This is a genomic window from Dickeya parazeae Ech586 (genome assembly GCF_000025065.1).
GTDB lineage: Bacteria > Pseudomonadota > Gammaproteobacteria > Enterobacterales > Enterobacteriaceae > Dickeya > Dickeya zeae.
The window spans coordinates 1,426,444-1,440,530 of record NC_013592.1; the positions used below are offsets into that span (position 1 = coordinate 1,426,444).

General features: G+C 50.3%; 12 protein-coding genes. 11 read left to right on the forward strand and 1 reads right to left on the reverse strand.

Annotation, left to right across the window (positions count from 1 at the left end; all coding sequences use genetic code 11):
• Nucleotides 1-16: 16 nt before the first annotated feature.
• From DD586_RS06410 to DD586_RS06440, 8 genes are all read left to right on the forward strand, one after another.
• Nucleotides 17-4,990, forward strand: coding sequence for an HNH/endonuclease VII fold putative polymorphic toxin (locus DD586_RS06410; RefSeq protein ID WP_012883999.1), 4,974 nt, complete (start codon nucleotides 17-19; stop codon nucleotides 4,988-4,990).
• A 2-nt stretch (nucleotides 4,991-4,992) separates the two neighbouring features.
• Nucleotides 4,993-5,382 carry an Imm50 family immunity protein gene (locus DD586_RS06415; protein ID WP_012884000.1) on the forward strand — a complete coding sequence of 130 codons (390 nt, stop codon included), beginning with the start codon at nucleotides 4,993-4,995 and terminating at the stop codon, nucleotides 5,380-5,382.
• A 314-nt stretch (nucleotides 5,383-5,696) separates the two neighbouring features.
• Nucleotides 5,697-6,281, forward strand: coding sequence for a hypothetical protein (locus DD586_RS06420; protein WP_012884001.1), 585 nt, complete (start codon nucleotides 5,697-5,699; stop codon nucleotides 6,279-6,281).
• A gap of 117 nt (nucleotides 6,282-6,398) precedes the next feature.
• Nucleotides 6,399-6,788 carry a DUF2750 domain-containing protein gene (locus tag DD586_RS06425; RefSeq protein WP_012884002.1) on the forward strand — a complete coding sequence of 130 codons (390 nt, stop codon included), beginning with the start codon at nucleotides 6,399-6,401 and terminating at the stop codon, nucleotides 6,786-6,788.
• 207 nt (nucleotides 6,789-6,995) lie between these two features.
• The gene (locus DD586_RS06430) at nucleotides 6,996-7,292 is read left to right on the forward strand and encodes a hypothetical protein (protein WP_012884003.1); all 297 of its coding nucleotides are present in this window, start codon (nucleotides 6,996-6,998) and stop codon (nucleotides 7,290-7,292) included.
• A 123-nt stretch (nucleotides 7,293-7,415) separates the two neighbouring features.
• Nucleotides 7,416-7,880, forward strand: a complete 465-nt coding sequence (locus DD586_RS06435) for an SMI1/KNR4 family protein (RefSeq protein WP_012884004.1) — start codon at nucleotides 7,416-7,418, stop codon at nucleotides 7,878-7,880.
• A 127-nt stretch (nucleotides 7,881-8,007) separates the two neighbouring features.
• On the forward strand, nucleotides 8,008-8,097 hold the full coding sequence (locus DD586_RS22115) for a hypothetical protein (RefSeq protein ID WP_228669775.1): 90 nt from the start codon (nucleotides 8,008-8,010) through the stop codon (nucleotides 8,095-8,097).
• A 10-nt stretch (nucleotides 8,098-8,107) separates the two neighbouring features.
• Nucleotides 8,108-8,644, forward strand: coding sequence for an SMI1/KNR4 family protein (locus tag DD586_RS06440; RefSeq protein WP_012884005.1), 537 nt, complete (start codon nucleotides 8,108-8,110; stop codon nucleotides 8,642-8,644).
• 291 nt (nucleotides 8,645-8,935) lie between these two features.
• Here the strand turns inward: DD586_RS06440 and DD586_RS06445 are convergent, their stop codons facing one another.
• Nucleotides 8,936-9,463: a DUF6882 domain-containing protein gene (locus tag DD586_RS06445; RefSeq protein WP_012884006.1), complete on the reverse strand. Its 528-nt coding sequence runs from the start codon at nucleotides 9,461-9,463 to the stop codon at nucleotides 8,936-8,938.
• A 313-nt stretch (nucleotides 9,464-9,776) separates the two neighbouring features.
• Here DD586_RS06445 and DD586_RS06450 point away from each other — a divergent pair, with 313 nt between their 5' ends.
• The 3 genes from DD586_RS06450 to tssC all read left to right on the forward strand — a co-directional run bounded on the left by DD586_RS06450 (nucleotide 9,777) and on the right by tssC (nucleotide 14,087).
• A complete protein-coding gene (locus tag DD586_RS06450; protein WP_012884007.1) occupies nucleotides 9,777-10,934 on the forward strand; it encodes a M20 aminoacylase family protein in 1,158 nt (385 codons plus the stop codon).
• Nucleotides 10,935-12,073: 1,139 nt separating this feature from the next.
• Nucleotides 12,074-12,577, forward strand: a complete 504-nt coding sequence (gene tssB, locus DD586_RS06455) for a type VI secretion system contractile sheath small subunit (protein WP_012770486.1) — start codon at nucleotides 12,074-12,076, stop codon at nucleotides 12,575-12,577.
• A gap of 31 nt (nucleotides 12,578-12,608) precedes the next feature.
• The gene (gene tssC, locus DD586_RS06460; protein WP_012884008.1) at nucleotides 12,609-14,087 is read left to right on the forward strand and encodes a type VI secretion system contractile sheath large subunit; all 1,479 of its coding nucleotides are present in this window, start codon (nucleotides 12,609-12,611) and stop codon (nucleotides 14,085-14,087) included.

Genomic DNA, 14,087 nt, shown 5'->3' on the forward strand with positions numbered 1-14,087 from the left:
CTAACAGGACGTTTTCATGAGCGAGAATAAAAAAGCAACGCTGATGTCGAGCGAAGAAGCCGCCAGTCAGAATTTTTCCACCGATAACAAAATCTCGGGTGGGTGCGCCAAATGCGGCTGCGAAGTGCTGATTCATTACCACTATGACTCGGGAAAACCGGTGCCAAACGCACCGTTTGTGTTGATTGACAGCAATCAGACTGAAATTCACGGTAAAACCGATGCCAACGGGCTGTGCAAAATCTACGACATGGGGTGTGACACCTTCACGCTGATGCTGGATGAAGGCTCGGACGACTTTACCCCCCGTGAAACCGTCGAAAACAACCCGGTATTACAGTCTAACCCGGCGTATGCCACGCTGGCGGGTGAGTATTTCACGCTGTTTTTGTTGCTGCGTAAGCAAGGTCTGGTGAGCTATGACGCTGACGACAGTAGCGATCGCCATGTGGATGTGGACGGTGCCGGGCTGTTTACCTCCATTCCCAAAGAGTACCGCCAATCCTATGACCGCTTCTGGGAGCTGGATAAACGGGTCAATCGCGGTAGTCGCGAGCTTAAACGGGCGGTCAATAAAATCCACCACAGTCTGGCGGCAGAAGTGGCTGACAAAGGCGGGGAGGATAATGCGGCGCTGATGCTATTTTGCGAAATCGCGCTGGGATTTATTCCCGTAGTCGGGCAGGCCATGGATGTGTACGCGATTGGTGAGTGGAGCTGGCAGTCGTATAAAGAACCGGCAAAGCTGGAAGACCCGCTGCATCTCGCCGAAGGCGCGCTCTGTGCTATCGGCGTGATCCCGGGGCTGGGCGATGCGTTGAAGGTCAGCGGACGGGCGATTATCCGCGCGCTCAAAAAATCCACCCCCAAAGAACTGCAATTTGCCATCAAAACTATCCGCAGCCTGTCTGACGGCAACCTGGTCAAAGGGTTGACCAAACTGCGTTCTGAACTGCGACATTACGGCGCACAGGCCAAAGCGCTGTTGCTGAAAATTCATGCGGCGCTCAAACAAGTGCTGGCCGAATCAACGTTGAAGAACAACTGGATCGTATCGCTGATGAAAGACAGCTTCAGCGCCATGATCACCGCGCTGGAAAAGCTGATCGCCAAATACGACAACGCGCTGGCGTACATTGAAGCCAAATTCGATGAATTTATCGGCAAAGTTGTCACCCGTGTGACCGGCACCCCCCGGCCGAAAGGCAGCATCGCTAAAGCCACCGCTGTGCCTAAAGCCCCCACGCACGCAGAAAGCCAGCCTGCTAAACCTTCGGCACAGGGTGAGAGTAAAGCGACTCCGGCAGCGAAACCGAAAGAAGCCGCCAGTAAGAAAAAAACGCGTCAGTCATCGGAAGGGATGGAAGACATCAACGCCGGGAGTAATAAGGGCGAGCATCCGGATAACACCTCACAGAAGAAAAAAGCCGGGGAGGACGACAAGGCGTGCAGCGCCAACAGCAAACACTGCCAGAGTGAGGGCGAGCCGGTGGATATGGCGACCGGCTATGTGGTGGATTGGCGCACCGATTTCACACTCGGTGGCCTGTTGCCGCTGGTGATGAAGCGCTATTACCGCTCTGGCGGCGAGCGCAAGCCGGGCCTGCTGGGGGCATTGTGGCGCAGCAACTGGGACATGAGCCTGACGCTGGAAAGTGGTGTCGCCACGCTGACCGACGGTGAATTCAACCAGGCGGTATTTGTGCTGCCTGAAGAGGGGGAGCAGAGCCGGGCGGCGTCCAACCCGTCATGGCGGCTGAGCCGCCAGCAAGGGCAACTGGTGTTACAGCACGTAGACGGGCTGCGTTACCGCTTTGAGCACGCGTTGGGGCTGCACCTGTGCCTGACTGCGATCGAAGACCGGTCGGGCAATCGCATCACCTTGTTGTGGGATCGTTCCGAACTGTGCTGGGTTAGCCTGCCGGATGGGCGTCTGATCCACGTGGAAACACAACGGCGGCGGATAACCAGGCTGACGCTGTGCGACGAGCACCGCCAGCCGCTGAAAACACTGGTCAGTTATCAGTATGATGCGCAAGGCTATTTGCTGAACGTGCGAGCGGGGGAAGGGCGCAATTTCGACTATCAGTACTCGCCGCAGGGTTGGCTGCTGCGCTGGTCAGATTTGGCGCACACCTGGGTTGAGCACGAGTACGACGCCGAGGGGCGCTCGCGGCGTGACCGCACGGCGGGCGGGTTCTGGCCGGGCGAGTTTCGTTATGACGATGACGCCTTCACCAGCCATTACCACAGCGGGTTTGGTGGCGTCACCACCTATGTCCGCGATGCGCGCAACAACATTCTGCTGCGCCGGGAGCCGGACGGCGGGGAATACCGTTTCGAGTGGGTGGATAACCAGCTGGTGGCGGAGAGTGACCCGCTGGGCGGGCGCACCGAATATCAGCGCAACGACTGGGGACAGGTGACGGCGGTGACCCTGCCGGACGGGGCCACGCATCGCTATGACTACGATGATGATGGCCAGTTGCTGGCCTATACCGACCCGATGGGCAGCACCTGGCGTTATACCCGCGATGCGGCAGGGCGGGTGGAAACAGCGAGCGACCCGGAAGGGCGGACGTGGCAGCACCGCTATTCATCGCAGGGGCTGTTATCTGGCGTGACCGGGCCGGACGGCCGGGTGCAGCGTTATCACTACAACCGTCGCGGGCTGCTGGAGCGTCTGGAGGCGGAAGGCACCTCGCCGGTGACCTTTTTCTACGACGGCCATGACCGGCTGACGGAGCGGCACATTGCGCATGAGCAGGGCGTGCAGGTGCGGCGTTGGGTGTACGAAGGCGGTCGTGAGACACCGGAGAAGGTGATTTACGAAGACGGCAGCGAAACCCGGTTTGGTTACGACGGGGAAGGGAACCTGACGTCGGTGACGGATGCGCTGGGCCAGCGTTACCAGTTCCGCTACGGCGCGTTCGACAACCTGCTGGAGGCGACGGACCCGCTGGGGGCGAGCGTCCGCTATCATTATAATGCGGAGTCAGAATTCGCCGGGGTGACCAACAGCCAGGGTCAGACGTGGCAGTACCGGTTTGACACGGCGGGTCGGCTCAGCGAGGAGCGGCATTACGACGGCCGGGTGTACCGCTATGACTATGACGTGGCCGGGCAACTGGTGAGCCGACAGGCACCGGACGGCAGCCGACTGGTGTACGGGTATGACGCGGGTGGTCGGCTGAGCGCGATTGAGGCGGTGCGGGCCGATGGGGCCAGCGAAGGCACGACGACCTTTGCGTATGACCTGTCGGGTCGGCTGCTGAAGGCGGCGAGCCCGGACGCGGTGGTGGAGTATGCGTACAACCGTGCCGGACAGGTGGTGAGTGAAACGGTCAACGGCGAGGCGGTGGCGTCGGGGTATGACGCGGCGGGGCAACGCAGTGCGGTGTCGGGGCTGCTGGCGTCGCTGAGCCTGGGGTGGCAGGGTGGTCGGCTGACGACGCTGGGCATCGGTTCGCACCAGCCGCTGACGTTCAGCCACACGGCGTCGGGAGAAGAGCGGCAGCGCAGCAACGGGGCGGGCTTCGCGCTGCGGCACGAGTGGAGTGCCACCGGGCTGTTGTCGCGTCAGGCGCTGGAGGGTGTGAGCGGGGTGCTGGAGCGGCGTTACCAGTACGACGAGCTGGACCGTCTGACGGGCATCAGCGACAGCCACTGGGGCGAGCAGGCGTTGCGGCTGAACGGTACGGGTCAGGTGGTGGCGGAGCGGCGCGAGCAGGGTCGGCAGCAACAGGCGCGGCTGTTTGGTTACGACAGCGAGCAGAACCTGTGCGAGGTATCGGCGATAGTGCCGGACGGGGCAGGCAGGCTGTCGACGGCCAATGCGGTGGTGCAGGCCTCTTCGGGGTATGATGCGGCAGGGCGGGTGGTGATGCGTGGCGACAGCCGGTATCAGTACGACGCCTGCGGTCGGCTGGTGAACAAACGGGAAAGCCGCGCCGGTTTCCGGCCACGGGAAACGCAGTTCGAGTGGGACGCGCAGGACCGGCTGGTGCGGGTGAGGCTGCCGGACGGGGCGCGGTGGCGGTACCGTTACGACGCGTTTGGACGTCGAATCAGCAAGGTGCGCGAGGGTCAGGAGCCGTCGGCGCAGGCGGTAGCGCGGGTGGCGTACCGGTGGGACGGCGACCAGCTGTCGGGCCAGACGCAGTACCGTGCTGACGGGAGTGTGGCGCGGGCGGTGCAGTGGGTGTACGAGCCGGGGAGTTTCCGGCCGCTGGCACAGGTAGAGGAGAAGGGCGAGCGCACGCAACTGCACTACATCGTGACGGACCTGACGGGAACGGCGCGGGAGCTGTGCAGCGAGACGGGCGAGGTACACTGGCGGGGCGAGCAGGGGCTGTGGGGTGCGCACCGGGAAGAGAAAATCCCGATCCCGTTACGACGCTGGCTGGGCGATGCGGCGAACGAGGAGGTGTACTGCGAGCTGCGTTATCAGGGGCAGGTGTACGACGCGGAAACGGGGCTGTATTATAACCGGCATCGGTACTACGACCCGACACTGGGGCAGTATATCTCGGCGGACCCGATAGGTTTACAGGGTGGTATCCGGTCTCAAGCCTACGTTCATAATCCATTAGAGTGGATTGACCCGTTTGGGTTGAGTGGGTGTCCCGGTGAGAAAAACAAAAAAACCACATATGAAGGTGAAAGTCGTCGTGATGCATTTAGGCAAGCTAAACGGGATGCTGGAATACCAATGAGTCAACAACCCCGTAGTGTAACCCGGCCAGATCTTCTTGATGGTGAAGGTAAGAAAATATTAAATGGTAGTGGACAACCAATTAAAACTAGACAATATGAATTTGTTAATAATAAAGGCGAAAAAATATTTATACAGGAACATAGTTTGGGTCATACAAAAGCTACGCCTTTACACGGGGCAGATCCGCATTTCAATGTTAGACCTTCTGATAACTTGAATACAGGTAGTGTTCCTGGAACGCATGGGCATTACAATTTTCTTAGAGGATACTAATTATGTGGTTTGAACATGCTATAGGTAAAGAAAAAATAAAATTCATGTTCGATAATGAACTAAGTATTCAACGTATTGAAGTTAATAGTTTTTCACTGGAACGGTTTTCAGACTTAAAACTCCACTTTTTTTGTAATGAAATTCCCAGAAAATACCCTGTGAAATGGAGGGGGGAGGGATTTAATGCTCTTAGTGTAGTAGTCGTTTTTGGTGATGTAACTCAATTAAATATTGTTGGTTCGAGGGTCGGTTTTTTTTGTTCTCCGCTAATAAACTCTTCAAATGGCTATTCTGAGATAACGATAAAAAATAGTGATCTTGACTTTTATTGTCGATCGAGATTTTTAACCATAGAAAGCATTACGCCATATATTGATGATCGATGGGACTAATTATTATAAGTGATTAAGCTAAAAAGCCGGAAGTGATCCAACGATCCTTCTGGCTTTTTTCTATTTAGCTGCCAGCGTGATTACGCTAGTATCGCCCCGGCAGGAATAATATTCCTGCCGGGGTAGTATCAGCCATTGCGGTACAGGCTGATACGGAAACGCCCTGCTATTAAAACCGGGCTGTGCCAGTGAGTCACCGGTCAGGGCAGTGCGAGTTCGCCTGGATTCTAATAGAAATAAACTTGGCGAGTGAAAAGCAACTATAGGGATATGTGCCACAAAACCTGGTAAGAAGATCACAGTAGGAATGAACGATGGAAAAATCATTAAAATTGATGAGTAGTGAATTTTATTTTGGGAGAATAAATTTCGATTCTTTCAGTTCATCTGTGGGGTGGAAAGGTTTTTTTGAAAGAAAAGAGTCCTTTTCATTTTATCTCGTTGATGATGCTATACGTCTTGCTCATAACTTTTTCTCTCCACACTGGAACGGCTTTTTTGCATTGTCGGCATTATCTTTCGATGATGACAGGGAGTCTGATGAGAATGTGATTAATAAGTATAAGAGTATATATGAGGATCTAAAATCAAAAGGTTATTTAAAGATTTTATCTGATAACTTTGAACGTTATCTATGTGGTGATATCCCTTTGGTTGCATCTGATGTCAGTATACATTTTGATGCGGAGAATTTTATGAATGTTTGCAGAATAATGATGGCTCATGGAGGTGTACTCGGGCAGGTGTTTTTTATGATTAATTTAGAACTCGGAGTGGTTATATATCCACATGAAGAAACCGGTTTTGGCTGCATTTCTTTAAATGATAGTGATATTGGTGTTGATTTTTTGAATTATGTATCGAAGAATGATAAGTTTAATGTATTCATTAATGATTGATTTTTTCTAAATATCTATAATTGAAGAAGAAATTCTTGGTTTTTCTGCTAGCTTTACGGTTTTATGGAGGGAGTAAACCTGAGGCAACTGGTACGGCTGGACGCAAGGGAGGGAGCAATGAGTCTATCGGCTAAAGAAATAGAATTAATGTCAATAAAAGGTAATGAGGATAGATATATCTATTTCATCAAGCGGGTTGCCGATAATGAGTTTACATGGGTGCTTGATAACGATGGTTTTGCTTTAAGTAGTGATGATGCTGGTAATGACTTTATCGTGTTTTGGCCTGCCAAGGAGTATGCGGAGGCTTGTGCAGTAGACGTTTGGTCTAATTATAAGGCGAAAGAAATCGAGCTGGATTATATTATTGATGAACTTTTGTCAAATCTGTCTGATGATGGTCTAAATATTGGTATTTTTATGGTTCCATCAACAACTGATACACCAATTGTAAGTGCAGATAAGTTATTGGAAGATCTACAAAACGAGTGTGAAAAATATAACTGATCTCTACTAGAAAAAAGCCGGAAGCGATCCAACGATCTATAAAAATGGCCAACCTGTAACAAATGGGAAATCATGGAAGGTTCAGGATATGGGAGAGGTTATTGGTGCAAGCGAAGGTAAACCGAGTCAGTGGATAAGAGTTGAATAAAGTGGCGGGACGATTCATGGACATCCGATTTCACAGAGAGAATATCAAAGGCTAATCAAATGATTGATATAGATTTTTCAATTAAAGGTGGCAATGTGACATTTGATGATTTTCCTATTAAGGACGGAGAGCCGCTAAGGGTTTATATCGATGATTTAAAAGAGGATATGCTTCAAGTTGAATTCCCGAAAGGATATATATTAGATGTTGGGTGGCGACCTTCTTTTGAAATTAATGGAAAGTTCTACGTGGTTTTAATTAAAGACTATGATTGGGAAAATCCAATATATTCTGAATCGGCACGTGACCTGAAAGAGTTAAAAAATAAAATCCAAAAAGCATTGGGGGAAATATAAAAAAGCTAGAGGTGATCTAAAGATCCTTCCAGCTTGCTCCTATTTGACTATCTGTATTATTAAGGCAGCATTACTCTTCGTTCAATGTGAAGGTTTATGGCGGCTATCAGATGACACTGAGCATTGACTCCCACGAGTTATGGAGTTAATTTTCCTCATGATTATGTTGATTTTTTGACGAAGTATAATGGCATGTTTATCGATGCAGGATCTTATTGCACGATACCTTTTTCAAAAGTAGATAACGGTGATATAGATTTCCAAGAAGTGTATGGGATTAATGCAATAAATCCTGGGTTTGATTTGCTCAGGGCTAATGACATTAGGGATGAAGTTATGGTTTTTGATAATCCACTTGTTATTGGTGCTGACCCCGGTGGTAATCCATTCTTGATGAATTGTAATTCAAGTGATAGTGCTGTTTATTATTGGGATAGGGCGCATATACATTCTGATGATGGCTTTGATTATCAGGAGGTAAATGAAAAAGGGAATTTTTATAAAATTTCCGACACTTTTACTGATTTTTATAATGCTATTATGTTAAATGTTGGTGGTGATGTAAATATAATAAAAGAACGACTTTGATGGTGGAAAAAAGCCGGAAGTGATCCAGCGATCTTTCCGGCTTTTTTCTATTTAACTGTCAGCGCGATTACGCTAGCATCGCCCCGGTTCAGCCCGAATAATGACCTGAACGGGTGGTGATACATTAATCCACCATCATGTTGAACAGGGGCGTTACGCGATACCTGTTCCAGGGAAAACGCATGTAGGAAGTGGTGGTATTTGGCATACGAAATAATGAGGTTTTTATGCTACTAGATTTATCAGAAATAGAATCTAAATTATATGAGAAGTTTTCTCCGTTTGGTGGGGAAATGGATGACTTGATCATGAAGGCTGGAGGGGGTTCTATTGATGATGTTATTGATTTAGAAAAGAAGCTAAATGTTAAGTTACATGATAAATTTAAGAATTTCGTTTTGAAGTATGATTTAGGTAACTTCTCCCTTGGTAGCTTTATTTTTGGTGATGATGGTGATTATCTGGGGAAGATTTTTGAGTTAAATAGTGAGAATGATTTCACTCAGTGGTGGGGGAAGGGGGCTCGCCCTGAAAATTTACTTCTTGTAACCTATAATGATCCTTATTCTATTTTGTTAGATCTGAATAGTGGAAAGGTTTATGCGATTACAAGTGAGACTGATTTAAATGAGATGAAACATATATCATCTGATTTTTTTCTTTTTTGTAGAGGTGTGAGTACTATGTTTTTAAATAAGCCTAATCCTATCGATGTGGAAAAATTAGTAGGAAGTGAAAATAAATTTTTTTGGCCTAGCTTATAGATAATAACCGGACGCGATCTCAAGATCCTTCCGGCTTTTTTATTTATCGGTTAGTGTTATTGCGCCAGCATAGCACCCGACTCAGCCTGGATCATGATCCGACCGTGCAGCGCTTCAATGCTGAACGGGGAGAGTAAGCCGCTTTGGTTAAGCCAGTCGCCTGCCAGCGTCAGTTCACCGTTGTCACCAGCCCAGTCTGCGCGTTATTGGTAGCCTTTTCCCGATAGTCATGCCTGGCTGGCGGAGTGACACATTGCCCACTCAATATCCGCAAAAGTGCCATGGATGCACTTAATCCTTTCTGTTTATGGTTACAGAACCATAGACCATAAATACATCGGTCGAACCTGACGAACCACGGTAACCCCCCTGGCCCTCATTGAGGTAACAAGCAAGGGCAGTAAATTCCCAGGCTTCATCCATCGAGGCTGTGATTTTATGTGTGGTGAGTTCGGCCTTCCCGTATTGTTCACCAAAGCGGCGTACGCCCCTGGCAAACTCTCCCAGTGAGTCGCTGACTGATGGATGCTCCCATCCCCATAACCAGGTGCCATCTTCCGTGTTGTAAGTGCCGATGACTTGCACGGGGGCAGTTATCACCATCTTCTTTTCGTTATTCGTGAAGGTGATTATCCCGGCATCAAGATCAACTGCCCATGAGGCCACATCAAGACCCCACATCTCCACGGCGGCTTGTGTACGCAATTGCATCTCGTTATTTGCGCGTTCAATCGTCAGGTGGGGGTCTGCAAGCGCGACGGTGTCGCTAGTGGCACCGGTTTCTTTGCCGCCAAAAAGCGTCTTTAAGAACTTGATCATTGATACTCTCCTGGTTTCTCATTTGGCGTGAATTGGCGTTTGCGCTATTGGCGCTGGCATTATCCGATTTTTACTATCGATTTTTACTATCCGATTTTTCGCTCTTCTTCTCCAGCCATCTTCATACAGCATGATATTTCCCTTACAGCGAATATGCCCGTGCCTTATACCCAAAACATCATTATTGCGCGGTAGATAATCTTTGCCGGTAGGGAGGGCTGGGGTAGAGTAGATTATTCCCTGAGCGCCGCTCTGGATGGGAAAATAAACACCAAAGCAGGTGGCTGAGGTGTGAATGAATAAGGAGAGACGTATGAGCATTGCTCCAGCGCTGATTACACGGGCCATTGAATGGCGCCGCACTCTGCATGCCAGCCCGGAATTGGGGTATCAGGAACACCAGACATCCCAGATGGTGGCTGAATTACTGACCCAGTTTGGTTTTCAGGTTCATACTGGACTGGCGGGAACGGGGGTGGTAGGAACGCTGGAGAATGGGCCGGGGCCGGTCATTGGGTTGCGTGCCGATATGGATGCGCTGCCGGTCACCGAGCTGGGCAATCTTCCTTATCAGTCCCGACATCCCGGTGTGATGCATGCCTGCGGCCATGACGGTCATACGGCTATGCTGTTGGCGGCCGCCTGCCACCTTGGTGAGACGTGTCGTTTTCGCGGTACGGTACACGTCATATTCCAGCCAGCGGAAGAAAACCTGGGGGGCGCGCGTCGTATGGTAGAAGAAGGGCTGTTTACGCGTTTCCCAATGGACGACATTTATGCATTGCATAATTGGCCGGGGCTACCTGTCGGGCATGTCGGGTTGAGTAGCGGGGCGATGATGGCCTCTCTGGATTCGTTCGAAATTATCCTGACGGGAAAAAGCTGCCACGCGGCGATGCCGGAAAACGGCGCAGACCCGATTATGGCGGCTTCTCAACTGGTGCTGTCGTTACAAACCATTCCCTCCCGTCGTCTGTCGCCCCAGTCGTCTGCGGTGATCAGCATCACGCAGATTGCCGGGGGCGAAGCTATTAATGTGATCCCGGAAAAAGTCGTGCTGCGTGGTACGCTGCGTTGCTTGCAAGCCTCGGTGCGTGATCAGGTCAAGGCGTTCATTGCCCAATTCGTGGCGCAAATTCCAGAGACATTCGGTGTTACCGGTACTATCACCTATTATCCCGGCTACCCGGTTACCCACAATAACGCACAGGTCGCACAAACCGTGCGGGAGGTGGCCGAAATAACATGTGGCGTCGACCAGGTGCATTGGGATATTGCGCCATCAATGGCTTCCGAAGATTTTGCCTGCATGCTTGAGCATTGCCCCGGTGCCTATTTTTGGTTAGGTGCTGATGGGGATACGCCGTCTCACCCGTTGCATAATGCCTGCTATGATTTCAATGATGCGCTCATTCCACACGGCGTTGCGATGTGGGTGGCGTTGGTGGAAAAACGCTTGCCGATTAGCTAAGAACCTATCCCACCAGGGCTATTTCACTGGCCATTTTGGCCCTGGGCAGTGCTCGAACTCCTCACGTACTCCGTGTCGTTCTGCCTGACGGCAGTGAAATCCCTGACGATACCCGTCACTGCTAACGGCCCTTGTTGGAATGGGCCGTTTTTTTGTGCTTTTTTCATGGGTTGTTGGATCAGACGAGTGTTGGACCTGACGAGTTGTGGGGCCAGGCGATAGGCCGACTCAGGGCACTTGTGGAAACGGTCTATCGTGGACAACAGACTGTGTTGTTAAGCAATGCTACAGGTTATGACATCATGTGAGTAATTTAAGGCAGGTAATGGAAACTATTTTTCCACAAAGTGATTATTTATTTTCTGCTTGTCTTAAATTGCAATAACGGAAAATAAAACAGCCATTCTTCCCCATGAGTATTGTCAGTTTATGTAATGTTACCCGATTTTTTACTGATGAAGTGTCCTGTGCGGTGGTTAGCCTATTTGTCACGTTTTTAAATTGAAAAACACATCAGGTTTTTATTTGTTTTTCATGCCATAAGTAGTGATGAAATGTTCTCTGATAGGGTGTTATAGCATGAAAATAATCGGTTTTTTTGATTCGATAATATCACACATTAAAAATAGGCTTATTCTTAAAATTGATTAGCATAGTAATTGTTTTTAAATCTAACGGAATTAGAGAGGCCAAAAATACCCGCTTTTTAGAAAATTGTAATCTGGAATTATGCCTGTGATTTGGTGGGTTTATTTCGTGTTTTGGTACTAATATTTTTTATTAACTTATTGTTTTTTAAGTGTTTTTATTTATTTTGGAGCTTTAGAATATTAAAAATATATTGGCGTTGACCACGCGTTAGCGTTATGTGTATGATTGGCTAACGAAGCAGAAATATATCTACACATTTTGAATACAGTTCTGTCGTTTTTATTTGGCTTAGTGATTCCATACGGTTTAAGAATGCGGTGAGTGAATGCGCCGAGGCGGCGGGTTCTATTTCGTGCATATCGTCGGTCGAAAAACAAATAGTGTATTTGTTCGCTGAACAGCCCGGTCTGTCATGGATTCTGGCGGGTTTTCAGTAGGATTCGACCTTATTTTCTCGGGCCAGGGTGCCCTCACGTTGGTATTGACATATGGCAAAAGGAACTGACGGTGCATCTGTCGCACCAAAGGAACGTATTAATATCAAATATGTCCCGGCCACTGGTGGTCAGCAGGCGGAAATTGAACTTCCGCTCACGTTGATGGTGGTGGGAAATATGAAAGGACGCACAGAAGAGACGCCGATTGAAGAACGTCAGACGGTGTCTATCGATAAGAATAATTTCACTTCGGTCATGAAAGAGGCCAACCTGGAGCTGAATTTCAGCGTACCTAATCGTCTGGAAGAAGACAGCCAGGATGACCTTCCCGTCAAACTCAGCATTGCTTCGCTGAATGATTTCTCTCCCGATCGTATCGCACAGCAAGTGCCGGAACTGCGCAAATTGCTGGAATTGCGAGAAGCACTGGTCGCCTTGAAAGGGCCGCTGGGTAATATTCCCGCTTTCCGTAATCGCCTGCAGGACCTGTTGTCCAGCGAAGAAGCCAGAGAGCAGCTGCTCAAAGAGCTGGATCTGGTGAAACCCGCCGAATAATTGATTGTCACTGACGAGAAGGGAAACAAACATGTCAATGGTTGAAGAACAGGCCCAGACAAGCGCGGCCGGTGGTTCATCATCGCTGCTTGAAGAGATCATGGCGCAGGCGCGCATTACCCCGGTGGATGAAGGTTATAACGTCGCCAAACAGGGTATTGCCGCACTGGTGGCAAACATTCTGGATAGCGGCAACGCAGCCGAGCCGGTGAACAAAGCGCTGGTCGACAGCATGATCGTTGAGCTGGACAAAAAACTCAGCAAACAAATCGACGTGATTCTGCATGCTCAGGAGCTACAGGAACTGGAATCCTCCTGGCGTTCACTGAAGCTGCTGATTGATCGCACCGATTTCCGTGAAAACATCAAAATCCTGCTGCTGCACGCGACCAAAGACGAGCTGCTGGAAGACTTTGAGTTTGCACCGGAAATTACCCAATCCGGTTTCTATAAACACGTGTATTCCAGCGGCTACGGCCAGTTCGGTGGCCAGCCGATCGGCGGGGTGATTGGCGATTATGCGCTGACCCAAAGCTCGCCGGACATCAAGCTGATGCAGTATGTCAGCGCGGTAGGTGCGATGGCGCATGCTCCGTTTATCTCCTCCGTTGCACCGACTTTCTTCGGTGTAGACAGCTTTACCGACCTGCCGTCGATCAAAGACCTGAAGTCGGTGTTTGAAGGCCCGACCTATACCAAATGGCGCTCAATGCGTGAGTCGGAAGATGCCCGTTATCTGGGGCTGACAGCGCCGCGTTTCCTGGCCCGTTTGCCGTATGACCCGGTAGAAAACCCCATCAAAGGGTTTAACTACAAGGAAGACATCAGCGCCAGTCACGAAAACTATTTGTGGGGCAACACCGCGTATCTGATGGGCACCGCCATTACCGATAGCTTCGCCAAGTACCGCTGGTGCCCGAACATTATCGGCCCGCAGAGCGGCGGCGCTATTACCGATCTGCCGGTGCATGTGTATGAAGCGATGGGCCAGTTGCAGGCCAAGATCCCGACCGAGGTGTTGATCACCGACCGTCGTGAATACGAAATGGCCGAAGAAGGTTTCATCACGCTGACCATGCGCAAAGACAGCGATAACGCGGCGTTTTTCTCTGCCAACTCGGTGCAGAAACCCAAGGTGTTCGCCAATACCAAAGAAGGTAAAGAGGCGGAAACCAACTACAAACTGGGTACGCAGCTGCCGTACATGTTCATCATCAACCGTCTGGCGCACTACATCAAAGTGTTGCAGCGCGAGCAGATCGGTTCCTGGAAAGAGCGTCAGGATCTGGAGCGCGAGCTGAATAACTGGATCAAGCAGTACGTTGCTGATCAGGAAAACCCGCCAGCTGATGTCCGCAGCCGTCGTCCGCTGCGTGCGGCACAAATCAAAGTGCTGGACGTGGAAGGCGAACCGGGCTGGTACCAGGTGACCATGGCAGTGCGTCCACACTTCAAGTACATGGGGGCGAACTTTGAACTGTCCCTGGTTGGTCGTCTGGATAAGGAATAA

Excerpts from the sequence above, each read along its gene's own strand:
- DD586_RS06410 (WP_012883999.1), top strand. The coding sequence starts at position 17 with ATGAGCGAGAATAAAAAAGCAACGCTGATGTCGAGCGAAGAAGCCGCC.
- DD586_RS06415 (WP_012884000.1), top strand. The coding sequence starts at position 4,993 with ATGTGGTTTGAACATGCTATAGGTAAAGAAAAAATAAAATTCATGTTC.
- DD586_RS06420 (WP_012884001.1), top strand. The coding sequence starts at position 5,697 with ATGGAAAAATCATTAAAATTGATGAGTAGTGAATTTTATTTTGGGAGA.
- DD586_RS06425 (WP_012884002.1), top strand. The coding sequence starts at position 6,399 with ATGAGTCTATCGGCTAAAGAAATAGAATTAATGTCAATAAAAGGTAAT.
- DD586_RS06430 (WP_012884003.1), top strand. The coding sequence starts at position 6,996 with ATGATTGATATAGATTTTTCAATTAAAGGTGGCAATGTGACATTTGAT.
- DD586_RS06440 (WP_012884005.1), top strand. The coding sequence starts at position 8,108 with ATGCTACTAGATTTATCAGAAATAGAATCTAAATTATATGAGAAGTTT.
- DD586_RS06445 (WP_012884006.1), bottom strand. The coding sequence starts at position 9,463 with ATGATCAAGTTCTTAAAGACGCTTTTTGGCGGCAAAGAAACCGGTGCC.
- DD586_RS06450 (WP_012884007.1), top strand. The coding sequence starts at position 9,777 with ATGAGCATTGCTCCAGCGCTGATTACACGGGCCATTGAATGGCGCCGC.
- tssB (WP_012770486.1), top strand. The coding sequence starts at position 12,074 with ATGGCAAAAGGAACTGACGGTGCATCTGTCGCACCAAAGGAACGTATT.
- tssC (WP_012884008.1), top strand. The coding sequence starts at position 12,609 with ATGTCAATGGTTGAAGAACAGGCCCAGACAAGCGCGGCCGGTGGTTCA.